This window comes from Prosthecobacter sp., from assembly GCF_046154365.1.
Classification (GTDB): Bacteria; Verrucomicrobiota; Verrucomicrobiia; order Verrucomicrobiales; family Verrucomicrobiaceae; genus Prosthecobacter.
On sequence record NZ_JBJXFV010000220.1, the window covers coordinates 87,342 to 114,102 of the forward strand.

Annotated in this window: 27 protein-coding genes; 5 read left to right on the forward strand and 22 right to left on the reverse strand. The window is 60.9% G+C overall.

Translation table 11 applies throughout. The annotated features are described in order from the left end of the window. The first annotated feature begins 124 nt into the window (after window positions 1-124). From ACKVY0_RS28060 to ACKVY0_RS28070, 3 genes are read left to right on the forward strand one after another with little or no spacing between them, the layout of a single operon-like run. Window positions 125-1,012, forward strand: a complete 888-nt coding sequence (locus ACKVY0_RS28060; RefSeq protein WP_409218188.1) for a diacylglycerol/lipid kinase family protein — start codon at window positions 125-127, stop codon at window positions 1,010-1,012. A 43-nt stretch (window positions 1,013-1,055) separates the two neighbouring features. Then, window positions 1,056-1,235 (forward strand): hypothetical protein, encoded by a 180-nt coding sequence (locus tag ACKVY0_RS28065; protein ID WP_409218189.1) that lies wholly within the window; start codon window positions 1,056-1,058, stop codon window positions 1,233-1,235. Beyond that, the gene (locus ACKVY0_RS28070) at window positions 1,232-1,861 is read left to right on the forward strand and encodes a hypothetical protein (protein ID WP_409218190.1); all 630 of its coding nucleotides are present in this window, start codon (window positions 1,232-1,234) and stop codon (window positions 1,859-1,861) included. Before ACKVY0_RS28065 ends, ACKVY0_RS28070 begins: the two co-directional genes overlap by 4 nt. A gap of 8 nt (window positions 1,862-1,869) precedes the next feature. Here ACKVY0_RS28070 and ACKVY0_RS28075 read toward each other — a convergent pair whose 3' ends face one another. From ACKVY0_RS28075 to trpD, 7 genes are all read right to left on the reverse strand, one after another. Further along, window positions 1,870-2,877, reverse strand: coding sequence for a pseudouridine synthase (locus ACKVY0_RS28075; RefSeq protein ID WP_409218191.1), 1,008 nt, complete (start codon window positions 2,875-2,877; stop codon window positions 1,870-1,872). Between the two features lie 9 nt (window positions 2,878-2,886). Next, window positions 2,887-3,039, reverse strand: coding sequence for a small basic protein (locus ACKVY0_RS28080; protein ID WP_409218192.1), 153 nt, complete (start codon window positions 3,037-3,039; stop codon window positions 2,887-2,889). 95 nt (window positions 3,040-3,134) lie between these two features. Continuing rightward, complete coding sequence (locus tag ACKVY0_RS28085) at window positions 3,135-3,431, reverse strand: hypothetical protein (RefSeq protein WP_409218193.1); 297 nt, start codon at window positions 3,429-3,431, stop codon at window positions 3,135-3,137. A gap of 43 nt (window positions 3,432-3,474) precedes the next feature. Next, window positions 3,475-3,843: a hypothetical protein gene (locus ACKVY0_RS28090; protein WP_409218194.1), complete on the reverse strand. Its 369-nt coding sequence runs from the start codon at window positions 3,841-3,843 to the stop codon at window positions 3,475-3,477. 102 nt (window positions 3,844-3,945) lie between these two features. Beyond that, window positions 3,946-5,409, reverse strand: a complete 1,464-nt coding sequence (gene gatB, locus ACKVY0_RS28095) for an Asp-tRNA(Asn)/Glu-tRNA(Gln) amidotransferase subunit GatB (RefSeq protein WP_409218195.1) — start codon at window positions 5,407-5,409, stop codon at window positions 3,946-3,948. A gap of 31 nt (window positions 5,410-5,440) precedes the next feature. After that, window positions 5,441-6,322 (reverse strand): hypothetical protein, encoded by an 882-nt coding sequence (locus ACKVY0_RS28100; RefSeq protein ID WP_409218196.1) that lies wholly within the window; start codon window positions 6,320-6,322, stop codon window positions 5,441-5,443. Window positions 6,323-6,528: 206 nt separating this feature from the next. Then, complete coding sequence (trpD, locus tag ACKVY0_RS28105; protein WP_409218197.1) at window positions 6,529-7,566, reverse strand: anthranilate phosphoribosyltransferase; 1,038 nt, start codon at window positions 7,564-7,566, stop codon at window positions 6,529-6,531. Between the two features lie 137 nt (window positions 7,567-7,703). Here trpD and ACKVY0_RS28110 point away from each other — a divergent pair, with 137 nt between their 5' ends. Further along, entirely contained in the window at window positions 7,704-9,419 is a 1,716-nt protein-coding gene (locus ACKVY0_RS28110; protein WP_409218198.1) for an Hsp70 family protein, read from the forward strand. Here the strand turns inward: ACKVY0_RS28110 and ACKVY0_RS28115 are convergent, their stop codons facing one another. The 5 genes from ACKVY0_RS28115 to ACKVY0_RS28135 form a co-directional block, all read right to left on the reverse strand. Next, window positions 9,420-10,406: a hypothetical protein gene (locus tag ACKVY0_RS28115; RefSeq protein ID WP_409218199.1), complete on the reverse strand. Its 987-nt coding sequence runs from the start codon at window positions 10,404-10,406 to the stop codon at window positions 9,420-9,422. Between the two features lie 211 nt (window positions 10,407-10,617). Continuing rightward, on the reverse strand, window positions 10,618-12,222 hold the full coding sequence (gene nadB, locus ACKVY0_RS28120) for an L-aspartate oxidase (protein ID WP_409218200.1): 1,605 nt from the start codon (window positions 12,220-12,222) through the stop codon (window positions 10,618-10,620). Further along, window positions 12,219-12,803 (reverse strand): hypothetical protein, encoded by a 585-nt coding sequence (locus ACKVY0_RS28125; RefSeq protein ID WP_409218201.1) that lies wholly within the window; start codon window positions 12,801-12,803, stop codon window positions 12,219-12,221. The genes nadB and ACKVY0_RS28125 overlap by 4 nt, the downstream gene beginning before the upstream one ends. Beyond that, on the reverse strand, window positions 12,800-12,970 hold the full coding sequence (locus ACKVY0_RS28130; RefSeq protein WP_409218202.1) for a hypothetical protein: 171 nt from the start codon (window positions 12,968-12,970) through the stop codon (window positions 12,800-12,802). The genes ACKVY0_RS28125 and ACKVY0_RS28130 overlap by 4 nt, the downstream gene beginning before the upstream one ends. Window positions 12,971-13,044: 74 nt before the next feature. Then, a complete protein-coding gene (locus ACKVY0_RS28135; RefSeq protein WP_409218203.1) occupies window positions 13,045-14,163 on the reverse strand; it encodes an aldo/keto reductase in 1,119 nt (372 codons plus the stop codon). A gap of 175 nt (window positions 14,164-14,338) precedes the next feature. Between ACKVY0_RS28135 and ACKVY0_RS28140 the strand changes: the two genes are divergently transcribed. Further along, complete coding sequence (locus ACKVY0_RS28140; RefSeq protein ID WP_409218204.1) at window positions 14,339-14,545, forward strand: hypothetical protein; 207 nt, start codon at window positions 14,339-14,341, stop codon at window positions 14,543-14,545. Between the two features lie 16 nt (window positions 14,546-14,561). Here the strand turns inward: ACKVY0_RS28140 and murG are convergent, their stop codons facing one another. The 10 genes from murG to rsmH all read right to left on the reverse strand — a co-directional run bounded on the left by murG (window position 14,562) and on the right by rsmH (window position 26,649). Continuing rightward, a complete protein-coding gene (gene murG / locus ACKVY0_RS28145; RefSeq protein WP_409218205.1) occupies window positions 14,562-15,680 on the reverse strand; it encodes an undecaprenyldiphospho-muramoylpentapeptide beta-N-acetylglucosaminyltransferase in 1,119 nt (372 codons plus the stop codon). A 14-nt stretch (window positions 15,681-15,694) separates the two neighbouring features. Continuing rightward, complete coding sequence (locus ACKVY0_RS28150) at window positions 15,695-16,840, reverse strand: FtsW/RodA/SpoVE family cell cycle protein (protein ID WP_409218206.1); 1,146 nt, start codon at window positions 16,838-16,840, stop codon at window positions 15,695-15,697. A 72-nt stretch (window positions 16,841-16,912) separates the two neighbouring features. Then, window positions 16,913-18,073 (reverse strand): LysM peptidoglycan-binding domain-containing protein, encoded by a 1,161-nt coding sequence (locus ACKVY0_RS28155; RefSeq protein WP_409218207.1) that lies wholly within the window; start codon window positions 18,071-18,073, stop codon window positions 16,913-16,915. A gap of 44 nt (window positions 18,074-18,117) precedes the next feature. Next, window positions 18,118-19,422: a UDP-N-acetylmuramoyl-L-alanine--D-glutamate ligase gene (murD, locus tag ACKVY0_RS28160; protein WP_409218208.1), complete on the reverse strand. Its 1,305-nt coding sequence runs from the start codon at window positions 19,420-19,422 to the stop codon at window positions 18,118-18,120. Next, on the reverse strand, window positions 19,419-20,564 hold the full coding sequence (mraY, locus tag ACKVY0_RS28165) for a phospho-N-acetylmuramoyl-pentapeptide-transferase (protein WP_409218209.1): 1,146 nt from the start codon (window positions 20,562-20,564) through the stop codon (window positions 19,419-19,421). The genes murD and mraY overlap by 4 nt, the downstream gene beginning before the upstream one ends. Further along, a complete protein-coding gene (locus ACKVY0_RS28170; RefSeq protein ID WP_409218210.1) occupies window positions 20,561-21,931 on the reverse strand; it encodes a UDP-N-acetylmuramoyl-tripeptide--D-alanyl-D-alanine ligase in 1,371 nt (456 codons plus the stop codon). Before ACKVY0_RS28170 ends, mraY begins: the two co-directional genes overlap by 4 nt. Beyond that, entirely contained in the window at window positions 21,928-23,484 is a 1,557-nt protein-coding gene (locus ACKVY0_RS28175; RefSeq protein WP_409218211.1) for a UDP-N-acetylmuramoyl-L-alanyl-D-glutamate--2,6-diaminopimelate ligase, read from the reverse strand. Before ACKVY0_RS28175 ends, ACKVY0_RS28170 begins: the two co-directional genes overlap by 4 nt. Continuing rightward, window positions 23,481-25,343 carry a peptidoglycan D,D-transpeptidase FtsI family protein gene (locus ACKVY0_RS28180; protein ID WP_409218212.1) on the reverse strand — a complete coding sequence of 621 codons (1,863 nt, stop codon included), beginning with the start codon at window positions 25,341-25,343 and terminating at the stop codon, window positions 23,481-23,483. Before ACKVY0_RS28180 ends, ACKVY0_RS28175 begins: the two co-directional genes overlap by 4 nt. After that, window positions 25,340-25,729 carry a hypothetical protein gene (locus ACKVY0_RS28185; RefSeq protein WP_409218213.1) on the reverse strand — a complete coding sequence of 130 codons (390 nt, stop codon included), beginning with the start codon at window positions 25,727-25,729 and terminating at the stop codon, window positions 25,340-25,342. The genes ACKVY0_RS28180 and ACKVY0_RS28185 overlap by 4 nt, the downstream gene beginning before the upstream one ends. After that, window positions 25,726-26,649, reverse strand: a complete 924-nt coding sequence (gene rsmH / locus ACKVY0_RS28190) for a 16S rRNA (cytosine(1402)-N(4))-methyltransferase RsmH (RefSeq protein WP_409218214.1) — start codon at window positions 26,647-26,649, stop codon at window positions 25,726-25,728. The genes ACKVY0_RS28185 and rsmH overlap by 4 nt, the downstream gene beginning before the upstream one ends. Between the last annotated feature and the right edge of the window lie 112 nt (window positions 26,650-26,761).

Below are 26,761 nucleotides of genomic sequence, written 5' to 3' on the forward strand. Positions count from 1 at the left end.
GGGGGAAGGCAGGCGATTATCGGAGCCGCATGGAGAGCGGCAACCCGATTTTGTGAAAAGTTTCACAAGCGGGCAGGCATGAGGCTTTGCCAAGTCGGCGCAACGTGCCATACATCGTCCCGCAATGCCCATTCCGGTAATTTTGAACCCAGCCGCTCGCAGCACGAAAGCGGCGGCGCTGGAACAGGCGCTGCGCCAGCTCTCCCCCGAGCCGGAACTGCATCTCACCAAGGGGCCCGGCGACGCGACGGTGATCGCCGAGCGACTGGCGACAGAGGGGCGTGAACTCGTCGTTTCCGCCGGCGGCGATGGCACAATGAACGAAGTCCTGCAAGGCATCTGCCGCGCCAACGCCCGCCGAAAGCCGGGCGAAAAGCACACGGCGCTGGGCGTGCTGCCGCTGGGCACGATGAATGTGTTCTCCGTGGAGCTGAAGCTGCCGGGCCGGGACATCGAAGGCTGCTGGCGCGAAATTACCTCCGGGCAACGCCGTGAAGTCGATTTGTGGATGGCGAACGACATGTATTTCGCCCAGCTCGCGGGCGTGGGCCTGGATGCGCAGATCGTGCAGGAGACATCCTGGGAGCAGAAGAAAAAATACGGACCGCTCAGTTACGTGATGAGCGCCGTGAACGTGCTGATGCAGACGCCGCCGACCCTCAGCGTGCAAATCGAGGGCAAAGCACCGCTGCTGGGCACGGTGGTGCTCATCGGCAACGGCAAGCACTACGGCGGGCCGTTTCCGTTGTTCCGCGATGCTTCGAATACCGACGGCCTGCTCGATATGATCATCTTTCGCGGCCTCGGCGGCATGGAGTTCCTGCAATTGCTGCGCGGCATGCTGCTCGACGGTTACCAGGAGTGCGAAGACCTCGACTACCTCCAGGCGAAAGAATTTACCGTGACGGCGGACTGCGGCGAGGCCCCCGTGGAGCTGGACGGCGAGCTGGCGGACCTGAGCGCCCCCGTGGTTTTTCGCCCCGCGCCGTTTCACCTGAGCGTGGTGGTTTGAAGGCGGTGCTTGAGAATCCAAACCGTGTGCCTATCATGTTCGCATGCCTGCCAAGACCACCAAAGCGCGACGCCTGCCAAAGCCCAAGATTTTCCACTTCGGCGATCTTGAGTACAAGTGGTATCCGCCGGGCTACCGCGGAGGCAGCATCCCCACTTCTGAGTTGAAGAAAGCGGTGCGCGCGGCGCTCGCGGAGGAAAAGGCGCAGCAAAAACCGGCATGAGCAGCCGTGCTCCGGCAGACTATGGCAAGAATGTGTTCATCAACTGCCCGTTTGATGAAGAGTATCTGCCGCTGCTGAGGGCCATCACGTTCACGGTCACATTCTGTGGTTTCAACGCACGTTGCGCACTGGAAGTTCAGGACGCCAGCGAGGTCAGACTGGCAAAGATTCTCCGGCTAATCCTTGAGTCGCGCCTGAGCATCCATGACATCTCACGCACGGCCTTGGATCGTGAGAATGGGCTGCCGCGATTCAACATGCCCTTTGAGCTGGGCATCTGCGTCGGCGCGGCTCATTTTGGCGGCAAAAGTCAGGCGCAGAAGCGACTTCTGGTTCTCGATGTCGAACGCTATCGTTTCCAAAAGTTCCTCTCCGACATCGCCGGGCAGGACATCAAGGCCCATCACAACGATCAGCCGACAGCCATCAGCGTGACACGGGAATGGCTGAACGACTTTCATTCCGGTGGTTCGCTGCCGGGCGGCAAGGCCATCGCCGCGCAGTATCGCCGTTTCTGCGACCGTATTCCGACCATGCTCAAGGCGATCCGGCTTCACGAAAGCGAAGTCTTATTTTCAGACTGGAAACGGCTGATCGAGCAGTGGCTCAAAGAGCCGGAGGTTTGAACAAAGCTTTATTTGGATGGCCGGCGTGGCCCCCGTGGGGCTGGACGGCGAACTGGCGGACCTGAGCGCCCCCGTGGTTTTTCGCCCCGCCCCGCTTCGCCTGAGCGTGATCGCGGGCTGAAGGCATCACGCTTCGGCTTGAAGCGGGAAGGCTTGTCCTCGGCAGCGCCACGACGCGGTGGGCCGCTTTTTTTGCCACCACGAGTGGGTTTGAAGCTGCGAGGTTCGCGGGCCTCGGGATCGCGAGTGGATGAACGGGCCGGACGGCGCTCTTCATCACCTTCCTTCTCCGCAGCAGGCTTGCGCTCGAGACGCGGCTTGGCGGGTTCTTCTTTGAAGAAACGCTCGACCTCGGTGGGCGTGAGTTCTTTGTAGGCACCTTTGGCCAGGCCATGCAATTTCATCCAGCCGATGCGGATGCGTGTGAGGCGTGTGACCTCGTAACCGAGGTAGTAAAGCATCATGCGGATCTGGCGCTTGAGGCCCATCTTCAAAACGATGTGCGCCCGGTAGCCGGTGTCCACCCAGGCACGCTCAGCACGGGCGAAACCTTCCTCGGTCATCATGCCTTTGACGAGTTTCGCCATCACTTCCGCGTTCAGCGGCTGATCGACGACGACTTCGTATTCCTTTTCGGCTCCCTGGCTCGGATGAATGATCCGGTGGGAAAGATCACCGCGATTCGTCAGGAGAATGAGGCCTTCGCTTTCTTTGTCGAGACGACCGACGTGATGCAGGTTCTGATACTTCAGCGGCAGCAGATCATAGATCGTCATGCGCTCGTGCGTGTCGCCACGGGAGCAGAGGTAGCCCTTCGGCTTGTTCAACGCGAGAACGACCGGCGTCTCGGTGCGCACTGGAGAGCCATCTACAACGACTTTGTCGTCAGGCTGTACCTGGGTGGCGAGTTCCTTGATGATGTGGCCGTTGATCGACACACGACCGCCGAGGATGATTTCCTCCGCGCCACGCCGTGAGGCCACGCCGCACTGGCTGAGATAACGATTGAGGCGCACGGGGAAGCCTTATTCGGGCTTGGTCTTGGGCAGATTCGTCGCGAGACGGCCTTCCTTCCAAAGTCCACGGGATTTGAGCAGCTTGACGCGCTCGCCGCGCTTCAAAACACTGCGCTTGGTGCCGACGGAGCCGGAAGTCTTGAGGCTGCTATGTTGGGACATGGTGAGTAAAGGGGCTGGGGGTAGTCTGAAAAAGGGCGCGGAGAATAGCCGCCCGCTCCCAAGGTGCAAGGGGTTTGTGGGAGGGCCGCCCAGCCTCAGTAGAAGCTGCCAAAGACCGGCGGAATCTCGCGCACGACCACTCGCAGGCTCAGCCCATGGCGGCTCAGTTCTTCATCAAGGGCATCATCCGCCTCCGGTCCGGCCTCCAGCACCTTCTCCACCCAAGGGCGGTAGGTTTGGGAGAAACGCCGGGCATAAGGGTGCTTTTCGTCATTCCAATGCTTGAGCAGCCGCTTTTTGGCGGAAGGCCGCTTCCACAGCAAGCGACCATACTCCAGCCGCGCCTGATCATGCAGGAGCAGGGGCCAGCGGTGATGTGGGGGCAGAGTCATGGGCACCAAGTATGCCACTGCACAACAGAACCTGCAACGCCGCTCAAATCAGGTCCAAGCTGGCTGCAAAAGCCTCATGCGCCCGGTCTCGGGCTTCGTTGCGCGCGATTTTGGGTGCCAGGAGATCGGCCGCCGTCGGAACAATCACGGTCAGTCTGTCGCGATAGGTTTTTGAAAAAGAACGGTCGCGCCATCCTGCTGGCAGGTGATCCAGCACCATGCGCGGCATCAAGTTCACATGCCAGCCGTGCGTCTGCTCGAACTCGCTGCCGATCAGGGCATCGTAGGCCAGTTCGGCGATGGCGTCGCTTTCCGTCACCGGATCGGCATCCATGCTGTTTTCAGGCAGTGGGTCGTCACGGCCAATCCTCGCCACATGCCAGAGGATGGCCGCTGAACCGATCAAAATCATCTCCGCAGGCTCCATCAGACGCTCAGCCCATTCGTTGAGCCAGTCGATGACCTGATGCGGATGGCTCAACTCTCTCTTCGGCATGATTTTGTCCGTTTGAAATTACCCCAGCACCTTCTTCCGCACGATCTCGGTGACCATCTTCGGGTTCGCCTTGCCCTGGCTGGCTTTCATGGCCTGACCGGTGAACCAATTCATGGCCTTCTCGTTGCCAGCCTGGACTTCGGCGACTTTGTCGGGGTTGGCGGCGAGGATTTGCTCGACGATGGCCTCCAGAGCGCCGGTGTCGCTGACCTGCTCGAATCCCTTGGCCTTGATGATCTCGGCGGCGGGTTTGCCGGTCTCGAACATCTCGGTGAAGACCTCTTTGGCCTGATTGTTGGAGATTTTTCCGGCTTCGACGGTGGCGACGAGCGCACTGAGCGCCTCGGACTTCACGGGGCAATCTGCGAGAGTGAGTGAGCGGTCGTTGAGAGCGCCGAGGAGGTCGTTGATGACCCAGTTGGCGATTTTTTTGGCCGGGACCTTCGTGTCGGCAGCCACGGCGGCTTCATACCACGCGGCGAGATCTTTCTCGCTCGCGAGCACTCCGGCATCGTAGGCGCTGCAACCGTAGTCCTGCTCAAAGCGTGCGCGTTTCTCGTGCGGCAGCTCAGGAACCTGCGGTTTGACCTTGGCGAGCAAATTCGCCGTGCGCACCGGCAGCAAATCAGGATCGGGGAAGTAGCGGTAGTCGTGCGCGTCTTCCTTCGTGCGCATGAGCGTGGTCTCACCGCGGTCATCGTCCCAGCGGCGGGTGCTTTGAATGAGTTTTTCGCCACGATCCAGCGCCTCGGCCTGGCGCTCGGTCTCAAACTTGATCGCTCGCCGCACGGCAGACATCGAATTGAGATTCTTCAGCTCAATTTTCGCGCCCAACTCCTTCTGGCCCTCGGGCCGCAAAGAAATGTTCACATCGCAGCGCAGATTGCCCTTCTCCATGTCGGCATCGCTCACGCCGCCGTAGATCAAAATTTGCCGCAGACTCGTGAGGTAGGCGAAGGCCTCTTCGGCGCTGTCGATGTCCGGTTCGCTGACGATTTCCATCAGCGGCGTGCCGGCGCGGTTGTAGTCGATGGCGGTGAACTTCTCGTGATGTGTGGACTTGCCCACATCCTCCTCCAGGTGGATGCGCGTGAGCTTCACCACCTTGCCCGGATTCGCGATGCTCTTTTGCGCGTCCTTCGGATACGCCAGATCATACAACGGCACGCCGCCGCCAATGCACAGCGGCAGGTCGAACTGCGTGATCTGGTAGTTCTTCGGCATGTCCGGGTAAAAGTAGTTTTTGCGGTCCCACTTCACCACCGGCGGCGTCTCGCAGCCCAGCATCATCCCCGTGAGAAGGGTCTTCTCAATCGCCGCCGCATTCAACACCGGCAGCGCCCCTGGTAATCCAAGGCAGGTCGGGCAGGTCAGCGTGTTCGGCTCGGCACCATACTCGACCGGACAGGCGCAGAACATCTTGCTCTGGGTGGTGAGCTGCGCGTGAACTTCGAGGCCGATGGTGAGGATGTACTTGGGCATGATCTGGTGCGAAATGGATGCGCTCCGGGCATCAATTCAAACGCACCGGCTGCGGGCGGCCATAAACGATGGAATCCATCGCTTGTTCAAGCGCCAATCCGCTCAGCACCGGCTTCAAGTCAGGGTGATGCGCGGCGTCCTCGACTTTTTTCATCTGCATCAGGCCGGCGAAGTCCTGTTTCTCGATGGCTTTGCGCACCTCGGGATCGTTGCCGAGTTCCGCGATGCGCGGGTGATTGAGCGCATTGGCCGTGGCGGGGCTTTGCGCCGCCAGCCGCTGCCACATGCTGCCTTCCGGCCAGAGGATGAGCAGCCGCGCGAGATTGGCGGTGGCCTTGATGTCGTAGGGATCGAAGTGTGTGGCGAGTTTGCCGATGGGCGTGCCGTCCATGCGCTGGCTGAGGCTGTGCCAGATGGACTTGGCCTGGCTCTCCAGCGCAGTGCCTTTTTTCATCACCGCAGCGGCGCTTTCCATGCCCTCAAGGTTTCCCATCAGGCGCAGCACCAGGGCACCGATCCACAGCAGTGCGCCAGAAGGCAGGAGGCTCATCAGCATGCCCTTCCAACCATCCACGCCGCCCGCGAGCTTTAGAAAACCAAAGCCGGCGAGCAGCAGCAGGCCCTTTCGGCACACAAAATACGTCAACGCCCCGGCGGCGATGCAGAGCACCAGCAAGTGGTCGGTGCTGATCCCTGTGGCACCAAAAATCTGCGTCCGGTGCCGGAATACATACCAGCCCGCGCCCACGGAGAGCGCCAACGTCAGCACGCGCATGACCTGCTGCATCACGCCCTTCACAAAAGCGATGCCTGCCGCGAAGCACATGAAGCCGATGGTGCCCCAAGTCACCCAGGTGCTGGAGGGCAGCTTCTGGACGGTGTCGATCACTTCGCTGGTCGTTGGCAGTGGCACGGTGGAAAGAGTGCGCGCATCGTAACACCTCCCGTCGTGCTGTCTCGCACGAAAATGGCGCTCGTTGGTGGAGTGATGAATGCGCTCGCTATCGAAAGCGCCGCCGCATCCCTCCATCCCTCCATCCCTCCATCCCTCCATCCCTCCATCCCTCCATCCCTCCATCTCTCCATCTCTCCACCTCTCCACCTCCCCTCCGGTCCGCCTCAGCACAAGTCCTGCATCGCCCGCAGCTTCGCATGCGCCGCGCCGCGATTGAGCAGCTCCTCCGCCAACGCCTTGCCTGCAACGAGATCGGTCGCCATGCCGGTGATCACGAAACCCGCCGCCGCATTCAGGACGGCAATGTCACGCTTCGCGCCCTTGATCGTCCCGGCCAGCACGCCTTCGAGAATCGTCGCATTCTCTGCCGCATCACCGCCGACGAGTTCATCAAGCGCTGCTTTGCCAAAGCCGAGTGACTTCGGATCGATCCGCGTTTCGCTCAACTTACCGTCCACGACCTGGCAGACATCGTTTACACCGAGCGTCGAGAGTTCATCCATCCCCTGCCCTGCTCCGGCGCTGCCATGCACCACCCAGGCACCCTTCCGGCCCAGCTTGAGGAGGATTTCACCAAACACCCGTGTCAGCTTCGGATCAAACACGCCGATGAGCTGATAGTCCGGCCGGCCCGGATTCAGCAGCGGCCCCAGCACATTGAAAATTGAGCGCTGACCTTCCGCCGCGAGCAGCTTCCGCGCCTCCGCCACCGCCTTGAACGCCGGATGATACAGCGGTGCAAAAAAGAAGCCCAGCCCGATGCTTTCGATGCCATGCACGACTTTTTCGACCGGCAGATCGATCTTGATGCCCAGCGCCTCCAGCACATCCGCACCGCCCGCCTTCGACGTGATGCCACGGTTGCCATGCTTCGTCACACACACACCACCAGCAGCCAGGATGAACATCGCCGTGCTCGACACATTGAAGAGATGCAGCTTGTCCCCGCCCGTGCCGACGACATCCAGCATCGGTCCTGGCAGTTTCGCCCGATCAATCTTCGGATCGACCGCCAGCTTCAAGAACTCCTGCACAAACGCCGCGATCTCCGCCGGCGTCTCGCCCTTCTTGGCCAGTGCACGCAAAAAATCTGCTTTCGCCACGGATTCGACCGCCGGATCGACAAGCTGTGCCGCCGCCAGCGTGATTTGGGCTGCGGTGAGGTTGGTTCCGGTTTGCAGCGTGGTGGTCAGTGCTTCCATGCGCTGATTCAATCACCAAAAACCAAATCTTAAAACCACTAATGTTCACTAATTCGGAACAATGGATCGCCATCATTTCAAACCTCATTCATTAGTGTTCCATTAGTGACCATCAGTGGTTAAAAAAATCCGGCCTCATGCAATCTGCTCCCATCCTCGGCATCGACCTCGGCACGACGAACTCGCTCGTCGGTGTCGTCGATAGCGGCTTCCCCATCCTGCTCGCCGACGAACATGGCAGCCGCAGCACGCCCAGTGTCGTCTGCATCGCTCAAGATGGAACGATCAGCGTTGGAGCCGTGGCGTTGAGGCAACGGGCGTTATATCCCACGCGCACCATCACTTCGGTGAAACGCCTCATTGGCCGTCGTCCCGGCGAAGGCGGCTGGGTGCCGCCTTATGCTCTGGGCGATTTGAAAACATCGCCAGTCGAGGTCTCGGCGGAGATTTTGAAGCATCTCAAAGCCGTTGCTGAACGCGCGTTGGAGCAAAGCGTGTCGCAGGCCGTCATTACCGTACCCGCCTACTTCAATGATGCGCAACGCAACGCCACCAAGCGTGCGGGTGAACTCGCTGGACTCGAAGTCGTGCGAATCCTGAGCGAACCGACCGCCGCCGCGCTTGCCTACGGTCTCGACAAGCTCGGCGAGCATCAAAAAGTGGCCGTCTATGACCTCGGCGGCGGCACGTTCGACATCTCCGTGCTCGAAATGCACGACGGCGTCTTCCAGGTGCTATCCACGGCTGGCGACACCCAACTTGGCGGCGATGATCTCGACCGCCTGCTCGCTGCATTCATCGCCGAACGACTCCAGTTGCCGCCAAACGACATTCGCGTGCTCGAAGCGGCCGAAGCCGTCAAAAAGCGGCTCTCCAGCGATGAAACGGCCTCTTATCAGGCTCTAACCATCACGCGTGCGGACCTCGAAAAAATCGCCCGCCCATGGATCGAACGCACACGCCTGCATTGCCTGCGCGCTTTGAGTGATGCCGGTGTCAAAGCCGAGCAACTCGACGAAGTCATCCTCGTCGGCGGCAGCACGCGCATGCCGCTGGTGCGCGATTATGTGCGCGGAATCTTCGGGCGTGAGCCAAACACCTCGCAGAACCCCGACGAAGCCATCGCGCTCGGCGCAACGATCCAAGCGGGCATTTTGAGCGGCAGTTTGCGGCAGGTGCTGCTGCTCGATGTCACACCGCTCTCACTCGGCATCGAAACCTTTGGCGGATTGATGAACATCATCATCCAGCGCAACACGACGATTCCTGCCAAGGCCGGTGAAATGTTCACCAACGCTGTCGCGAATCAGGACCGCATGCTCATCCGCATTCTCCAGGGCGAACGTGAGCTGGCGAAGGACAACTGGGAGCTAGGCCGCATCGAAATCCCCTTCCCTCCTGGTCCCAAAGGCAGCGCCCGCGTCGGTGTACAGTTCAGTTTGGACGCGAATGGCATCCTGCACGTCCTCGCCCGCGACACGGCCACCAAGCAGGACATCACGCTCGAAATCAGCAACACCGCCATTGATGTCGAAGACGAACGCGTGGAGCAGATGATCGCCGAGAGTGTCGAATACGCCTTCGAGGACATGCACGAACGCATCTGGACCGAGGCGAAACTCAAAGCCGAGGAATTGCTCCCCGCCGTCGAAGCCGCGCTGGCCCAGCTCGGCGAATCCGCCGAAGTCCGCGCCTGCGCCGCCGAAGTGCGCCGCCTGCTCGATTCACCGGAACACAATGCCGCAGCACTCAAGGCGGCGAATCAAAAACTGGATGACGCCACGCAGTCGCTCGCGGTGATGCTGATCGAACGGGCGATGGAAGAATCGCTGGTCCGGCGCGGGCTGGTGTGATCAGCGCACCGCGCCCGTGCCGTTTTGCTTGAAGTAATCGTCGCGCATGCGGCGGAGTTCTTCGAGGCGGGAGGAGATGGCGGTGTGTTCGCGGGCGGCCTCGATCTTCTGCGTGCGGACGAAGTGATTGTTGGCACCCAGAGTGCGCCACGGACCCGCTGGAACCTCGCTCACATCCACAAAACGCCAGTCGCAACGACCGCTGCTGGACATGCCGAGGTAGTCACGCACCGCAGGGGAAATGTCGAGACCGGCCCCCCGGTTGCTGGTGTTTTTGGGGCGTTCGCTGCCAAAAACATATGCGTGATCATCCGTGACGAAGGGGCCGCAGTCCTCCCACTGCGCGTAGCAAACGCGGCTGCCGGAGCGAATCGCCAGCCAGGTGCCCTTGAGCACCGTTCTGCCGGAGCGGGTGAAGCGCTGCTTGAACCAGGGGATGACCTTGGAGGCCTCCGGCTTGTGCGCACTGGAATCAATGCAGTCGTTGTAGGGCAGCGCCACATAGAACGGGTTCTGCTGCGGCGTGAAGCCGATCGGAGTGAAGTTGTCGGTGCGCTTGGTGGGATCAGGGTCGTCGTAGCCGCCGAAATTATCCATCCATTTGGTGTCCCAGGAGCTTTTGTCGTTCGGCGTCGGATTGTTTTCCGTCGGCTGCTCACCCACCCAGAACACCGTGGCCATGATGTCGAGCTTCCACGGATACCGGGCATAAGCGGTCTGCGGCATGGTGGGCGAACTAAAATTGGGCAGCGCGGAGACGATGCCCCGAGGCTGCGGCTCAGGCTTGGGTGGTGCTGGTGGTGCCTCGCGCTTGACCACCGGTGCCGCAGTGGCCGGTTTGCCTTTCGCCGCCGGTGGCGCTGCCTCACGCTTCTTCAAGGCCGCCACGGCTCCCGTCGCCGATACCGACTGCTGACCCAATGCCGCCCCCCCCGTCGCGAAAGACGCGGCGACGATCAAAGAACTAAAAAAACGTTCGGCAGGCATGGGGTTGGATCCGATTGGACAGAATTGTAGCAGCTTCACAGGGCAAACCGCAATCTGTAATTCACGGCGTGAAGGCGCGACTACCTAGCGAACCGGATGGTTTTGATTGGCGAAGCAATGGCGCAAAAACATCGACAAAGCCGACATGACGCTGTTCAAAAGCCCGACTGGTGGCTCCGCCAAAATGCAGCCGGACGCAGCGGCAACAATCTCAATAGCGACGCAGGGTGGAATCCTGCGGAGGGCGGATCTGGTCCGTCTCGGGATAATCGAGTGTGTAGTGCAGGCCCCGGCTTTCATGGCGGCGGATGGCACACTCAACAATGAGAGAGGCGGTTTCGACGAGGTTGCGCAGCTCGAGGATTTCGCTGGTGACGTGGTTGTTCCAGTAAAACTCCTGCACCTCGCGCTTGAGGTTGCGCAGGCGGGCGGCGGCACGCTGAAGCCGCTTGTTAGTGCGTACGATGGAGACGTAGTCCCACATCAGGCGGCGGATTTCGTCCCAGTTGTGGTAGATGACGACGAGTTCATCATTCTCCACATCGCCGCTGGTCTGCCACGGCCGCAGCTCGTAGCTCTGCTCGGCGATTTTCCCGGGCGGCATTTTTTTGAGGAGGTGTACCACCGCACGCTGCGCGGTGACGCAGCATTCGAGCAGTGAATTACTCGCCAGGCGATTCGCGCCATGCAGGCCGGTGCAGCCGACTTCTCCCACGGCGCAAAGGCCGCGGATGCTGGAGGCACCATTCACATCCGTGAGGACGCCGCCGCACTGGTAATGCGCGGCAGGCACCACGGGGATCGGTTCTTTCGTGATGTCGATGCCAACTTCGAGACAGGCCTTCTGGATATTCGGAAAGTGACTCGCGATAAAGTCGGCGGGCCGGTGACTGATGTCGAGATACACGCACGGTCCGCCGGTGCGTTTGATCTCGTGGTCGATGGCGCGTGAAACGATGTCACGCGGCGCGAGCGAGCCACGCGGATCGTAACGCGGCATGAATTCCTGCCCGTCCTTGCCAACCAAGCGAGCACCCTCGCCGCGCATCGCCTCGGTGATGAGGAAGGAGCGCTTCTGCGGATGATAGAGGCAGGTCGGATGGAACTGGATGAACTCCATGTTCGAGATCGTCGCTCCCGCACGCCACGCCATCGCCACACCGTCACCCGTCGCGACCCGCGGATTCGTCGTGTACAAATACACACGACCGCAGCCGCCGGTGGCCAGGATGACGCGGTCGGAGCGGAAGGTGTGAACTTCGCCGCTGGTTTCATCGAGCACATACAGCCCCAGCACGCGATCTTCGGACACGAGGCCGAGCTTGGCCGTCGTGAGGATGTCGATGGCGTAATGATTCTCGTAGATTTTGATGTTCGGCTTCGCGCGCACGGCGGCGAGCAGCTTTTCGGTGATCTCGCGGCCCGTGGCGTCGGCGGCATGCAACACGCGGCGGGCCGTGTGCCCGCCTTCCCTAGTCAGATCGAATTCCAGATGACCGCCAGGAGACTCGCGCTGATCAAAATGCACGCCCCACTTCACCAGATCGGCGATGCGTGCCGGCCCTTCGCCCACAATCGTGCGCACCGCCTGCTCTTTGCACAAACCGGCACCGGCGATGAGTGTGTCGCTCACATGTTTCTCGATGGAATCACTTTCAGCCGTGACACAGGCGATGCCGCCCTGCGCCCAATTGGAATTCGAGTCCAATACGCCGCGCTTCGTGACCATCACCACGCTGCCATGCTCCGAGGCATGCAACGCAGCCACCAAGCCGCCTGCGCCGGTTCCAACGATGATAAAATCCGCCTCGATCATGCTGTTGTGGTGGGTGAGTCTGTGTCAGGCGGTGGCGGCAAACCGGCTGCCATTGCTTGATCACGGTTGAATACCGCCATTTGCAAGTCGAGCGCGATGATGCCGGCTGCCGTTGCGATGAAATTGTCCGCTTTCGCATCCACAACCACCACCCCATCTGCGGCCCGATACCAACCATAGTAGGATTTGGGCACTTGCGCAAAGCCGTCATCGGCCATGCGCTGAGCAATCAGCCCGGGAGTGATTTCCTGCTGACGTTCCAGCCATTCTTGCGAGATGACAAACGAAGGCTCGCCCGCTGGCTGACCGATGATCATGCTGGGTCTGTCCGAAACAGAAACACTTTCGAGCCGGAGATCGCTGTGGAAAACCATGATCTGCAAAGCCATGCGGAACAGATACTCGGCAGGCGTGGCATTGCGCCTGCCTAACGTCCCATTTTGCGGACAAGGCACCTGGCCGTAAAACCCAGCCCAAGTGCGTTTCGATGCCCGATTTTGTTCTTTGCGATAACGCACTTCGTGTTCGCTCGTGGCATTCGAGATGAGCATGTCAGACTCGAATTCTGCGGGATCGCTCAAGATGCCTCGTTCGCCTGCCCATTCTGCAAGAAGTGCCGCTTGGCTTCCGCCAGATGCAGCTTCACCTGCTGCGCCGCCTGCTCGCCGGTGAAGGTCTTCCGCGGCAGTGAGGAAAGCACGCGCCTGGCTTCCAAGGTCTGGCGGGAGGGTGGAGAGAGCTTCGTCATAGTTCAAAAGTCGTGATGTTGGTTGGCGTGATTGTCACCTTTCGGCCGCAATCGTCAATCCTCGATTCCACACCTCACCAGGCCGTGCCAAGATCCCAGCGCGTCGCCAGCGTCAGCAAGTCAGGACGCAGCGGCCATTCGTCAGGACGCGGTTCCTGGCCTTCATGGCGTTTGCTGGCACCTTTCAGCACCATGCAGCCGGTGTTGTCGCCGATCTGGCGGATGGCCTCGACATCCTCGGCGGTCAGGCGCTGCTCCGGCAGGGCCGCGAGATCGTCGAGCTTGCTCTCAATGGTGCGCGCACCTTCGCCGTGCTCTTGGATCATGGTGGGCACCACGCTCTTCACGCCTTTGTTCCCCAGCGTCCACTGACAGGCGAGCTGGAGCATCGTGAGGCCGTGCTTCTCGGCAAAGGGCCGCACTTTTTCGAGTTTCTCCACGCCGTGCTCTATCCAGTCGCCCGGACGATGCGTGCGGTGGTCGCCATCGCGGAATTTGTGGCCGGGCTTCACGTCATCGTGGAACAGACCGCCGTAATCGACCACACGAGCCAAAATATCGACGCTGTTCTTTTCCGCCGCGCCGAGCACATGCTGGCCGGGCCAGGGCTCGAACGGATTCAAAATGATCATCGCCCAGTCCATGCGGTCGCCGAAACGCTCGAAGCACTCGATCATGTCCAGCGTGAAACCGTTAGCAGGACCAGGAGCGATGCCGAGGCGGTCGGTGAGACCCTCGTCACGCAGCTTGCAGAAGGCGTCCCACACCTTGTCGCTCGTGTAACTGATGCTGTCCGGGTTGTGCAGCATGAGCAGGTCAAACTTCGAGGTCTGGCAGCGCTCCAGGCTCTTCTCCGCCGCCATTTTGAGGTAATCGTAATACTTCTCCGGCCCACGCAATGCGGGATCGGTGAAACGCGGGTAGCCTTTCGAGCCCTGGCGCACGCCTTCATAGATGTCGTGCCCGATGATGCCCACGAGGCAGTACTCCTCGCGCGGGATGCCCTTCAGAGCCTCGCCCAGCAGCGCATCAGCACGGCCCACGCCATAGACGTCCGCCGTGACGAACGTGCGCACGCCTTTCTCGAACGAATCACGCATGAGCTGCATGTAATGCTCCTCGGAGAGTTGTTCTCCGTAATGCATGAAGCGACCGCCGCTCCAGGTGCCGTAGGCTGTCCGTGTCAGGTTCATAAAGTGTGAGGTTGGGTTTTGAGGGGCGGATACATACCGAGTCCGCTCCGCCTTTCAAACAAGGATCGCATGCACCACGGTACAGGCGCAGGATTTGGCAAGATCGGTAACAAGTTGGTGAGCGGCTGATTTGTCGCAAAGTTTGACTCACACCAGACTTGGGAGAAAATGAGCCATGGAAGCACCACTCCCCACCATCGCCGCTTGGCCTTATGGCGTTCAAGTCGAGGTTTCGACCCAAGGTCTGCTCCTGCGACCACGCCGCAAACCGCGTGACGGCTGGGCCAAGGCCTTCGGTCGTCGCACCACTAGTCGCAAAGATGACCTTGCCGAGATGCGCAGCGCCCAGAACAAGTTCGATGCGGAGGACTGGCAATGGTGATGGAGCGGTTCGCCGTTTACTTCGCGCTCGCCTCTTTGACCAGCATGTCGGCGATCTTCTCCGCCGAGTTCTTCACCGCGAGCTTTTGCGCAGCTCTCTTCATCTCACCAGCCTTGCGCGGGTCGTTGAAGACGCCACGCACGGCATCGGCAAGCGTGTCGGCGTTGAGATCTTTCTCCCGCATCAGGCGTGCGGCCCCGGCCTGGTCAAAGATCTCGGCGTTGCGGGTCTGATGATCTTCGGCGGCGAAGGGATACGGCACCAGCAGGCTCGGCACACCGAAGTAGGCCAGCTCCGCCATCGACGAAGCCCCGGAGCGCGCAATAGCGAGATCAGCGGCACGATAGGCTAGGTCCATGCGGTGGCAGAACGCGGCGACGTGCTGCTTCAGCAGCGGAACCTTTGCGTACACGTCGCGCACCTCTTCGTAATCGGTCGGTCCGGCGATGTGCAGCACCTGGATGCCCATCGCTTCGAATTGATCAAGCGCCTGGCCCACGGCGCGGTTCACACCGCGTGCGCCCTGGCTGCCGCCCATGATGAGCAGCGTGCGCCTGTCCTTGTCGAGCTTGAAGAAAGCGCGTGGGTCATCGCTGTTCTGCTGCCGCATGCTGCTGCGGATCGGCGTGCCGACGACACGCACATCCTCGTGCTTCGGGAAGTGCGCCTGGCAGGCCTCGAGGCCGCACAAGACGATGTCGCTGTAACGGGCGTTGAGCTTGTTCGCCTTGCCGGGGATGGCGTTGCTTTCGTGGATCAGCGTGGTGCAGCCCTCTTTGCGGCCGGCATACAGCGGTGCAAACGAAGTGAATCCGCCCATGCCGAGCACCACATCGACCTCACGGTCGCGGATGAGCTGGCGGCAGGCCTTCGTGCCCTGCCACAGGCCTTTGAGGAAGCCGATCATCTTGGGCGACCACGGTTTCGGCATGGCCAGAAACGGCATTTTCTCAAACCGCAGTTCCGGGTGCCCGGAAGCGGCCAGGGAATCGATTTTCTTTTCGCTAATAAGCAGGGTCACGTCGTGACCGCGTGAGGCCAAAACCTCACCGACGGCAATGCCAGGGAACAAATGCCCCCCGGTGCCACCGCATGCGATGAGCACATGGATGGACTTCAAATTTTTCTGTTTCACTGAGATTCAAAAGGCTAAAGCTGCGGTGTCCAGCGGCGCTTTCTGCGGATCACGGGGAGCTGATCCCAGGTCAGATGCACGCCCTGGCGGTGGATGTTGATCAGGATGCCCACCGCGACCATCGCGGCGACGAGGCTGGAACCACCGTAGCTCACGAAGGGCAGCGGGAGGCCCTTGTTCGGCAGCAAAGCAGTGGTCACGCCCATGTTCAAGAGCGCTTCCATGCCGAGCAAAAAAGTCACCCCCGCACCCAGCAGCTTGCCAAAACGATTCGGTGCATAGGACGAAACGACCATCCCGGCCATCACCAGCACCGCAAAGGCCAGCACCACCGCCGCCGTGCCGCGCAGGCCCAGTTCCTCGCCCACCATGGGGAAAATGAAGTCCGTATGCGCCTCGGGCAGGTAGGAGAGCTTCATGCGGCCTTCGCCAAGGCCGCGGCCCTCGATGCCGCCGGAGCCGAACGCGAGCTTGGACACCCACTGCTGCAGGCCGAGGTCTTCTTTGTGCTTTTCGAGGTCGAACACGACCATCACACGCTCCAGCCGGTTGGGCAGGTACGTGATTCCGGCCCACAAGCCGCCACCGCACAGCAGCACGATGATGGCGAGGTAGCGCAGCTTGGTGCCTGCGATAAACATCACTCCAAGACCAACCGCGGCGGCCAGCAATGCGCTGCCGAGGTCAAACTCGCAGCCGATCAGCGCCACGATGGCCGACAACAGCAGTCCTGGCAGCAGAAAGCCGCGCACAAACGTGCGGGTCATCGCCTCATGCGTCGCATACCAACCCGCCAGCGCGATGATCAAAGCAATCTTCGCAAATTCCGACGGCTGCACCCGCAATGACTGCAAGCCGATCCAACGCTTCGAGCCATTAATCTTCACGCCGATCATCGGCACATAGCACAGCGCCAGCAGCACCGCCGCAGTGATGAGAATGTGCCAGCGCCAGCGCAGCCACACGTTGTAATCCAGCACCGCCGCGATCACACAGGCGACGAGCGAGACCCCCAGCCAGACGATCTGCCGCCACAGCGTCACATAGTCCTCGCCGCCTTCCTGCGCGATCTCAAACGTCGTGCTCGCCAGCATGGTGATGCCCAGCGCGATCAACGACACCACCGCCAGGATGAGCAGGAAGATAGAATGTTTGGCCATGAGAAAGTAGTTTCGAGCTGTAGCTCGTTCCGGTCGTTGCCACACGCGCAGCAGCCGGGCTGAAGCCCTGGTTTACTTTGGAATCACCAGCTTCATGCCATCACGCATGGCGTTGGGGTTCTTGATGTTGTTCGCCTTCTGGATGGCATCCACGCTGACACCATACTTCGTTGCCAGGCGGTAGAGTGTCTCGCCGGACTTGAGCGTGTGTGAGCGGGCGGGCGTTGCCTTCGTCACCGATTTCGGCGGTGCATCAGCGGCGAGTTTCTTCACCGGTTCCGGCTTCTTCGTGGCAGGCGGCGTGTCGGCGATTCTTTGCAGCATCTGCGTTGGCCGTGGCACGGGATTGGGCTTGGTCAGCGGTTTGGGTTCCGCTTTGGCAACCTTCTTCGCTGCTTCCTTCGGCTTGGTGCTCACCGGTGCGTTTTCTTGCAGCAGTGCCACGGCACGCGGGTTCGCCGGCGGCGGCAGCGCTGCCACTGCTTCAGTCAGCACGGTCGCGGTCGCGGGCGAATCAGCCGCAGCAGCGAGCGAAGGCGAAGATGGCGGCGCCTCATTCGGCGCCACCAAGGACATCGGCGTCAGCGCTGCGGCAGACAAACTTGCCGGCGCATCCGCAGGTTTCACTGCCTCGCTCGGCACGTTTACCGGCGGCTGATCCTTCACCGGAATCGGAATGGCCTTGGGCACGTCATCCGTGACGGCCAGCGGCTTCAAGGTCTTCGGATCGATCGGAATAGCGCTGGGCACCGCCTGCTTCGGCACACGCAGAATCGTGCCAGGGCCGATTTGCAGCCCTTTGTCGATCATGTTCATCTTGGAAATTTCTGCCTCGGTGGTGCCGAACTTCGCCGCGATGTTTTTGATCGAATCACCGGAGCGCATCTCATAGTTGTCGAACTGCTGCGTGTCCGCCGCGGCCTGCGCCTGGGCGCTGACGATGGCAGGAGCGGCCGGTGGCAGACCTGAGGCGGTGCTCATGGCGCGCGCGGCCTGCGTCACGGTCTGCTGCGGTGCTTCCTCGTCGCCCATGAAATCATAGATGATGATGCCGCCGATGAGGACAACGTGGATCAGCAGCATGACGACAAACATGCGCGCCATGCCGGAGTTTGGTTCATGCTGGTTCCATTCCCCTTCTTCCGTGACGAGCGCAACGCGATGACGCTGGCGCTCGCCTGACATCAGGTTCAGCAGCAGTTTCTTTTCTTTGGGCTGTGGTTTCGTCTTCATAAGAACGCGGAGCTTGGGGTTGTCGTATGGGCGGGTGCTGAAATTCATTTCAATTCATCCACGGCGGTGTGAAACACGTCGCCGCGTTGGGCGTAGCCGGTGTACATGTCAAAAGAGGAGGTGCCGGGACTGAGAATGATGGCGTCGCCTGCCTGCGAGGCGGCGGTGGCCAGGCGCACAGCGTCCGCCATGTCGGCGGCACGCTGGCAGGGCAGTAGATCGCCAAAGGTCTGCTCAAGCTGCGGCGCGATCTCGCCGATGAGCACCATCGCGCGCACCTGGCCGTTCAATTCGGCACGCAACGGCGTGTAATCGAGTTCCTTGTCCTTGCCGCCGGCAATCAACACGATGGGACGCTCCTGCGACTTTAAACACGCCTCCAGCGCATGCAGATTCGTGGCCTTGGAGTCATTGATGTATTCGCGGTCGTTCAAAGTGCGCACCAGCTCACAGCGGTGCCGTGGTGGCTCGTAGCTCTCCATCGCCCGCAGCATGCTGGAATACTGCAGACCAAACACACGGCCGGTCATGAGCGCGGCGAGCACGTTTTCCATGTTGTGCTTCCCGCGCAGCTTCAAACCAGCAGCGCTGCCGATTTCCTGGCCGCCATGATAAAATTTGCCCGCGCTGTAAGTGTAACCAGCCTCGGCTCCATACGCGGAGAAGGTCCAGCGATCCGCCTTGCCGGTAGCGACCGTTTCACCCGCACGCACGATGGCGACATCGTCTGAAGTGGCGTTTTCAAAGATGCGCGCCTTCGCGGCGAAGTACGCCGCCATGTTTGGATAACGATCCAGATGATCGGGCGCGAAGTTGAGCCACAGATTGGCCTTGGCGCGGAAATTCTTGATCGTTTCGAGCTGGAAGCTGCTGATCTCGAGCGCCAGCACATCGTAGCGCACAGCGCTGGCGACGACTTCGCTCAAGGACATGCCGTGATTGCCACAGGGCACTGACTTCATGCCGCAGCCGTTGAACAACGTCGCGATCAGCTCCGTGCAGGTGCTCTTACCGTTCGTGCCGGTGATGGCGACCATCGGCATGTCGGTCAGGTTGAAGGCGAATTCAGTCTCACCGACGAGCGGCGTGCCTGCATCCGTAAATTTCTTCGGCAGCGGCCAGTGCTCGTCCAAACCAGGGCTGATGATGACGAGATCGAAATCACCGGGTTTGACGACAAGATCACGCGCGGCCTGACCGAGCACGCACTTGAAGTCCTCGACCTGCTTCGCCTTGTCGCCCTCATCAAACACCGTTACGTCAGCGCCATGCATCCGCGCCAGACGCGCAGCACCGAGGCCGCTGCGGCCAGCACCGAGAATGGCGAAACGTTGTGAGGCAAATTTCATCGAAGTTTAAGCGTGGCCAAGCCGAGCATGGCAAAGAGTAGTGAGAGCACCCAGAAGCGAACGATGACCTGATTCTCGTGCCAGCCGCCGAGTTCAAAGTGGTGATGGATTGGTGCCATGCGGAAGATGCGCTTGCCGCGTTTTTTGAAGCTCCACACCTGGAGAATGACGCTCATCGCCTCCATCACGAACACCCCACCGACGAGCGCGAGCACGATTTCCTGCTTGCAGCCGATGGCGAGCGTCGCGATGCAGCCGCCGAGCGCGAGCGAGCCGGTGTCGCCCATGAACATCTTGGCCGGATGCGCATTGAACCAGAGGAAACCGAGACACGCTCCCGCCATCGCCATCGCGACGATGGGCAGTTCGTTGGCAAGGCTGTTGTGCGCCACGCCGAGGTAGTCCGAGTAACGCGCATTGCCGCAGATGTAGCCAAACGCGGCATACGCGAGCGCCGTGGTGACGGAGCAGCCAGTGGCGAGACCATCCAGGCCGTCCGTGAGGTTCACCGCATTCGACGCACCGACGATGATGATGGCAAACATCGCCACGGCGAAGATGTGCATGTCCGCGATGACCGCATTCTTCACGAAGGGCAGGTACAGCGCCCGCAGCGTGACGCCGTTGTCCGCCGGCACCGCATACGCGAACAGCAGGCCCGCCAGCACCGCCACGGAAGTCTGCCAGATGAGCTTGGTGCGTGCGCTGACACCTTTGGAGTTCTTTTTGCTGATCTTGAGGTAGTCGTCGCGGAAGCCGAGCGCACCGAGGCCGATGGTGGTGAAAAGGACGATCCACACCATGATGTTGTCCCACTTCGCCCACAGCAGCGTGGAGATAACGATCGCGGCCAGGATGAGAATACCGCCCATGGTCGGCGTGCCGGCCTTCTTGCCGTGGAGTTCGTGCAGTTTATGCACTTCCTCGGCGGAACGGATGGGCTGGCCGATCTTGAGTGAGATGAGTTTCCGAATCAGGCGGTCGCCATATAGCAACGAAAGCACAAAAGCCGTGACTGCGGCACCACCGGCACGGAACGTGTGGTAGCGGAACAGGTTGAGAATCTTGTACAGAGCGGCGTCCTCGCTGATCCATTGATGAGCGGTGAGCCATTCCCTAAGTTCGTAAAGCCAGTACATCATGAGGCGGAGAAGTGCGTGAGAATCTGTTCCATGCGCGCGGAGCGGCTGCCTTTGAGCAGCACCACGTCTCCCTCACGCAACCACTCGCGCAGACGTGCGGCGCAGGAAGCATGATCGGGAAAATGGCGGACTTGCAGCGTGCTGCTCGTGCATGCGGCGGCATCGCTGATGAGCGCGGCCTCATCACCACCCACGGTGAAGACGGCGGTGAGATCGAGGGAGGCGGCAAACTCGCCAACACGACGATGTTCAGCCTGCGCAATGCTTCCCAACTCCCCCATGCGGCCCAAAACGGCCACGCGACGTGCTGTGCCCAAAGTGCTGAGCGTGCGCAAGCCGGCGATCATGCTGTCGGGATTCGCGTTGTAGGAATCATCGATGAACTGGATGCCATCGATGACTTTGGGCTCCACGCGACCACCGGTAAGCTTCGCTTGGTTCAAAGCGTCCGCGATGTCTGCGGGCGCGATGCCCTGACGCCAGCCCATGCACGCAGCAAGCGCGGCATTGCCGACCATGTGCTCACCAAGAATGGGCAGCCGCGTTTCGACTTTTTCACCGCCGAAATCGAGCGTGAAGGTCGTTCCCGTCGCGTCCGCGCGCAGATTGGAGGCGGAAACATCGCCACAGCCGACACCAGCCGTCGAAACGCTGGCCTGGCAATGACGGGCGATGACTTCGCTGTATTTGTCGTTCGCATTGAGCACGACGACACCACCGGCGCGAACATTCGCCGCCAGCGTGCCTTTTTCCCACGCAATCGCGTCCTGTGTGCCCAGGTACTCGATGTGGGCCATGCCGACATTGGTGATAATGCCAGCATCCGGTTGGGCGATGTCAGTGAGCACTTTGATTTCACCGGCGTGATTCATGCCCATCTCAGCGACGCAGCATTGATCGCCCTCACGCATCGACAGCAGCGTGAGCGGCAGGCCGATGTGGTTGTTCAGATTGCCAAAGGTGGCACGCGTCTGGCATTTTCGGGCCATGACGATGGCGACGAGGTCTTTGGTCGAAGTCTTGCCGTTGCTGCCAGTCAAACCGATGATCAGCGGCGCATGATGCTGGCGATAACCGCGCGCCATGTGTTGCAATGCGAGCAAGGTATCGCCCACTTCGATCACGGCACACGGCAGTGGTCCCCAGGCAGGATTGACCTTGCTGACAACGACGGCAGCAGCGCCAGCGGCGGCGACTTGCGGGATGAAATCGTGTGCGTCGAACTTGTCACCGACCAGCGCGACAAAAACCTCGCCTGCGGTGATTTTGCGCGAGTCCGTGTTCACATTCGTGACCAGACGCGTGCCATCGCCACGCAGATTACCTGCGGCGAATTGGGCGAGAGTCTGGAGTGAGACGGGAATCATCGATCAAAACGGTCTGGGCGATCAAAGCCGCCACGCATGGCTTCGCGTTCAGCGGCTTTTTCTTCGCGCTCCTGCGCGCGGGTGGCTTTGAGTTCGTGCAGGAAGTGGCGGGCGATCTTGCGGTCGTCGAACGGGTGCTTCTTGCCCTGGATGTCCTGATAATCTTCATGCCCTTTGCCGGCGATGAGCACGAGATCGCCTTCCCAGGCGTTTTCGAGCGCGGTGTGGATCGCGGTGCGGCGATCGGCGATGATGGCGTGTTTTTGCGGACTCTTGAAACCGGCCTTCGCGTCGTTCAGAATCTGTTCAGGGTCTTCGGTGCGTGGATTGTCGGAGGTGAGCACGCAGATGTCGCTGCCCGCCTCGGCGGCAGCGGCCATCTTCGGGCGCTTGGTGCGGTCACGATCACCACCGCAGCCAAACACGGTGATGAGGCGGCGCGGACGCAGCGCACGGGCCGTGCGCAGCGCGTTCTCGAGACCGTCGGGCGTGTGTGCGTAATCGACGAAGACCTGGAAACGCGAGTTTTCGGAGACGCGCTCCATGCGTCCCGGCACCTGCGGCGCGTTTTGCAGGTGCTTGATGGCCTCACGCAGGTTCAAACCGACACCGTGCGCGGCAGCGAGCGCACCGATGGCGTTGTACACGTTGAAATCGCCGATGAGCGGCAGGCGCACGAGGAAACTGCGGCCTTTGGCCTCCAGTTCGAAGGTGGTGCCGGTGAGATCGTAGCGCACGTTGATGGCGCGGAATTCAAGACCCACACCGAAACCAAAACGTGTGACGCGGCCCGTATGTTCGAAGCGCTGAGCCAGTTTTCGGCCCCAGGAGTCGTCGCCATTGATGATCAGGGCCGAGCGTTTTGATTCGGCGGTGATTTCAAACAAGCGCACCTTGGCCTCGAAGTACTTCTCCATCGTGCCGTGGTAGTCGAGATGGTCCTGCGTGAGATTCGTGAATACGGCGGCGGCGAAGGGCAGGCCGAAGACGCGATCCTGATCGAGCGCATGCGAAGAGACCTCCATGGCGCAGGCACGGCAGCCATTGTCACGCATGTCAGCGAGCAGGCCTTGGATTTCGAGCGATTCGGGCGTGGTGTGCGTGGCCGGCAACTGCTCGCCATTACCGAGATCGTAATACACCGTGCCAAGCAGGCCGCTGCGCATCTGAGCGGTGTTGAACAGATGATGCATGAGGAAAGCCGTGGTGGTCTTCCCGTTGGTGCCGGTGACACCGGCGATGACGAGTGCTTTGGCCGGAAAATCCTGCAAAGCCGCCGCTGCTTGCGCCAAAGCGATGCGCGAGTGGCGCACATGCACCCACGGCACGGTCACATCGTCCGGCGGTGCTTGTTCAGCGATGATCGCGGCAGCACCGAGTTCAATTGCCTTCGGAATGAAGGCGTGTCCATCCGCATGCGTGCCACGCAACGCGACGAAGGCGATGCCGGGGCCGACTTTGCGTGAATCGTAGGCGAGGCCGGTGATCTCGGTGTCGAGGCTGCCGGAGACGGCTGGTTTGCCAAAATTCGGGATGAGGTCGCGCAGTGTCATGGGGCATCTCCTTTCGCTGCGACCTTGATCGGGCGCTCGTGACGGATGGCGAGGTGATCGAGCGTCTCATGCACGACTTCGGCAAAGATCGGCGCGGCGACACGACCGCCACGGATCATTTTTTCGCTCTCGGCCTTCGGATCATCGAGCATGACGAGGCAGACGACCTGCGGCTTTTCCACCGGCGCAAAACCGACGAACGAAGTGAGGTAGGAACCTTCGATGTAGCGCTTTTTGGCGGGGTCATAGCGTCGCGTGGTGCCGGTTTTGCCAGCGACACGCACATCAGGCAAGGCCGCGCGGCTACCGGTGCCTTCGAGCACAACGCCTTCGAGGAAATCACGCAGCGAGGCGGCGGTCTTCGCGGTGCATACCTGCCACACGGGCTGCGGCGGCAGCATTTCGACAGCGCCATTCGGTTTGACGACGCGGTCGATGAGACGCGGCTTCATGAGCACCCCGCCATTCGCGATGGCACCGTAGGCCAGACACATTTGCAGCGGCGTGACGGAAACTTCGTAGCCGATGGGCATGCGCGAGTAGGTGGTGTTGCTCCACTTGCCGGTGTTCATGTAGCCGGCCTTTTCGCCAAGCAGGCCAAGGCCGGTGACACTGCCGAAGCCAAAGCGCGAAGCGTAGTCGAGCAGCATGTCCTGGCCGACGCGCTTGCTGATTTTGTACATGCCAATATTGCTGGAATGCACGAGCACGCCTTTGACGGTCTGCATGCCGAGCGGCTCATCATCACTGAGTTTCACTTTCCGCACGGGGTCTTCATAAAACATGTTGCCGCAGTCGATCTTGTCGGTGGGTGTGACCTTGTGGTTGTCGAGCGCAGCGGCGAGCGTGACCACTTTAAAGATGGAGCCGGGCTCATACGGATCCGCGATGACGTGATTGGTCCAGGTGCTGACATCGGGGCTGTTCACATCGAGATGCGGACGCGCGGCCATGGCCAGAATGGTGCCGGTGGCGGGTTCGGTGACGACGATGACGACGCGGCGCGCTTTGTTGGCCTTCCAGGCGCGCTCGCAGATGGCCTCGACGTTGTCCTGCAACTGCATGTCGATGGTGAGATGCACATCGCTGCCGTGCTGCGGCACGACGACTTGACCACGGTAGGCGGGCAGTTCGTGGCCGGATTTGTCGCGCTCAATGAACTGCTCGCCCGCAATGCCGGTGAGTTCGCGATCCTGGAGACGTTCGACGCCCCAGCGGCCTTTGTTGCTCGTGTCCGTGTCTCCAAGCACGAGCGAGAGACGATCGCGCGCGGGAAAACGCCGCGAGATGGCTGGACGCAGATGGAGGCCGACGATGTGCTCGGCCTTGAACAGAATGCCCCACTGTTTCGCCTGCTCCTCTTCAACTTTTTTGGCCAACACGATTTCCGGCGTGTCGGCGGCGATTTGCTGGCGAATTTCTCTCTCTGGCAGCGGGAGGATGCTTGCGAGCACTTTGGCGACATGATCGTGATACGCGGCGATGGTTTCGGCCTCGCTGAGCTGCTCGCGCAAATCAACGGCCCGCATGCCACGCACGGCGGCGAGATGATGGCGCACGGTGATGATCTCGCGCAGATGCGTGCGGTCGGTGTACAATTCGCTCACGTCCTCGTCATGCGCGAGGTATTCACCATTGAAGTCCTTGATGGCACCGCGATGCGCGGGCAAGACGATGTGGCGCTGGTATTTTTTCGCCGCAAGGGCCGTGAGACGCGGTGCTTCCTTGATCTGAATAACCGCAAGCCGCCACGTCACGAGCGAGAAGCCCGCGAGCAGCACAAACAGCAGCAGGAGCATGCGGCGGCACACCGGGCGGTCACGGCGAAGCTGAGTTTGATTTGGCAGGGACTGGCTCACGGATGCTGGGGCGAGGTTTGAGCGATGGCAGGGTCTGCCTTCGGGGCGGAAGCGGCGCTGTCCACCGGCGGTGGCAACGATTTAAGCATTAACAGACTGAATTTGGTGATCGGACGTAACAACGTGCCGGAACTGGTCAGGCGCGGCTGCACGCGGTCGCGGGTGAGCATCGTTTCGATGCGGTTGTTCAAGGCCACGATTTCGGTCTGCAGCAGGCGGGTCTCGGATTCGACCTTGCGCTGTTCGTCCCCGAGGGCGCGCACGCGATTTTTGCTCACCACGATGCCCAAACCGACAAGCGCGAGCGATGCGACGACGATCAGGATCGCCGTGATGGTGGGCAGGCCGAGGCTGTTGCGGTAGCGATTGCGTTGGCGTGGTTTCATGCAGGAAGGCGTTCGGCGACACGCAGCACGGCGCTGCGAGCACGGGGGTTGAGTTCGATCTCCTGCGCTGTGGCCTGTACCGGCTTGCGCGTGATGAGTTTGAGCAGGCAGTCGGGATTTTTACGTGCTTCGGGCCATTCAGGGCGGTCGATGAACGGTGCCGAGAGATGCTGGAGGGTCTGTTTGACGATGCGGTCTTCCAACGAGTGGAAGGAGATCACTGCAAGCCTGCCGCCGGGCTTCAACCAGCGCGGAGCCGCAGCGAGGAAATCATGCAGCGCAGCCAGTTCGTCATTCACAGCAATGCGCAACGCCTGAAACACGAGCGTGGCCGGGTGGCGCTTGCCGCGCTTCGGCGATGCGGCGGCAACGATGTCCGCGAACTGCAATGTCGTTTGAATGCGATGGGCGGTGCGTGCCTTGACGATTGCGCGGGCGATGCGGCGTGCGTTCGGCTCCTCGCCGTAGTCAAAGAAGATGCGCATGAGTTCGGCCTCATCCGCCGTGTTCACCAGATCCGCCGCCGTGCGTGGCGAATCCGTGTCCATGCGCAGATCGAGCGGCCCATCCCGCATGAACGAGAAACCGCGTGCGGCATCATCGAGCTGATGACTCGACACGCCAATGTCCACCAGCATGCCGTCGAAGCCGGACACGCCCGTTTCTTCGACGATCTGCGGGAAGTGCCGGAAATTGCCGCGCAGCGCACAGAATTGAGCCGCATAGGGTTTCAGACGCTCCGTGGCATGCTTGAGTGCATTCACGTCCTGATCCATGGCAACGACACGCGCACCATGTTGCAACAACGCCTCGGAATGCCCGCCACCGCCTAAAGTACCATCAAACATGAGCTTGCCGGGAGCGGGCTGGAGAAGCTCGATCACCTCTGCGAGCAACACCGGCGCATGGTAGAATGGCAAATTTCGCGAAAAATGTTCGGAGGGGCCAGATTCGGGCGATCCCCCCCCTCCCTCAGCATCCGGCCGGGCCACCAAGGTGCCACGACCCCACGGCATGAGGTCATCCATCGCA

Excerpts from the sequence above, each read along its gene's own strand:
- ACKVY0_RS28175 (WP_409218211.1), bottom strand. The coding sequence starts at position 23,484 with ATGACACTGCGCGACCTCATCCCGAATTTTGGCAAACCAGCCGTCTCC.
- trpD (WP_409218197.1), bottom strand. The coding sequence starts at position 7,566 with ATGGAAGCACTGACCACCACGCTGCAAACCGGAACCAACCTCACCGCA.
- gatB (WP_409218195.1), bottom strand. The coding sequence starts at position 5,409 with ATGCCCAAGTACATCCTCACCATCGGCCTCGAAGTTCACGCGCAGCTC.
- nadB (WP_409218200.1), bottom strand. The coding sequence starts at position 12,222 with ATGATCGAGGCGGATTTTATCATCGTTGGAACCGGCGCAGGCGGCTTG.
- ACKVY0_RS28080 (WP_409218192.1), bottom strand. The coding sequence starts at position 3,039 with ATGTCCCAACATAGCAGCCTCAAGACTTCCGGCTCCGTCGGCACCAAG.
- murD (WP_409218208.1), bottom strand. The coding sequence starts at position 19,422 with ATGAAATTTGCCTCACAACGTTTCGCCATTCTCGGTGCTGGCCGCAGC.
- ACKVY0_RS28130 (WP_409218202.1), bottom strand. The coding sequence starts at position 12,970 with ATGACGAAGCTCTCTCCACCCTCCCGCCAGACCTTGGAAGCCAGGCGC.
- ACKVY0_RS28170 (WP_409218210.1), bottom strand. The coding sequence starts at position 21,931 with ATGATTCCCGTCTCACTCCAGACTCTCGCCCAATTCGCCGCAGGTAAT.
- ACKVY0_RS28090 (WP_409218194.1), bottom strand. The coding sequence starts at position 3,843 with ATGATTTTGATCGGTTCAGCGGCCATCCTCTGGCATGTGGCGAGGATT.
- ACKVY0_RS28060 (WP_409218188.1), top strand. The coding sequence starts at position 125 with ATGCCCATTCCGGTAATTTTGAACCCAGCCGCTCGCAGCACGAAAGCG.
- ACKVY0_RS28085 (WP_409218193.1), bottom strand. The coding sequence starts at position 3,431 with ATGACTCTGCCCCCACATCACCGCTGGCCCCTGCTCCTGCATGATCAG.
- ACKVY0_RS28140 (WP_409218204.1), top strand. The coding sequence starts at position 14,339 with ATGGAAGCACCACTCCCCACCATCGCCGCTTGGCCTTATGGCGTTCAA.
- ACKVY0_RS28065 (WP_409218189.1), top strand. The coding sequence starts at position 1,056 with ATGCCTGCCAAGACCACCAAAGCGCGACGCCTGCCAAAGCCCAAGATT.
- ACKVY0_RS28135 (WP_409218203.1), bottom strand. The coding sequence starts at position 14,163 with ATGAACCTGACACGGACAGCCTACGGCACCTGGAGCGGCGGTCGCTTC.
- ACKVY0_RS28070 (WP_409218190.1), top strand. The coding sequence starts at position 1,232 with ATGAGCAGCCGTGCTCCGGCAGACTATGGCAAGAATGTGTTCATCAAC.
- ACKVY0_RS28150 (WP_409218206.1), bottom strand. The coding sequence starts at position 16,840 with ATGGCCAAACATTCTATCTTCCTGCTCATCCTGGCGGTGGTGTCGTTG.
- mraY (WP_409218209.1), bottom strand. The coding sequence starts at position 20,564 with ATGATGTACTGGCTTTACGAACTTAGGGAATGGCTCACCGCTCATCAA.
- ACKVY0_RS28110 (WP_409218198.1), top strand. The coding sequence starts at position 7,704 with ATGCAATCTGCTCCCATCCTCGGCATCGACCTCGGCACGACGAACTCG.
- ACKVY0_RS28185 (WP_409218213.1), bottom strand. The coding sequence starts at position 25,729 with ATGAAACCACGCCAACGCAATCGCTACCGCAACAGCCTCGGCCTGCCC.
- ACKVY0_RS28115 (WP_409218199.1), bottom strand. The coding sequence starts at position 10,406 with ATGCCTGCCGAACGTTTTTTTAGTTCTTTGATCGTCGCCGCGTCTTTC.
- ACKVY0_RS28155 (WP_409218207.1), bottom strand. The coding sequence starts at position 18,073 with ATGAAGACGAAACCACAGCCCAAAGAAAAGAAACTGCTGCTGAACCTG.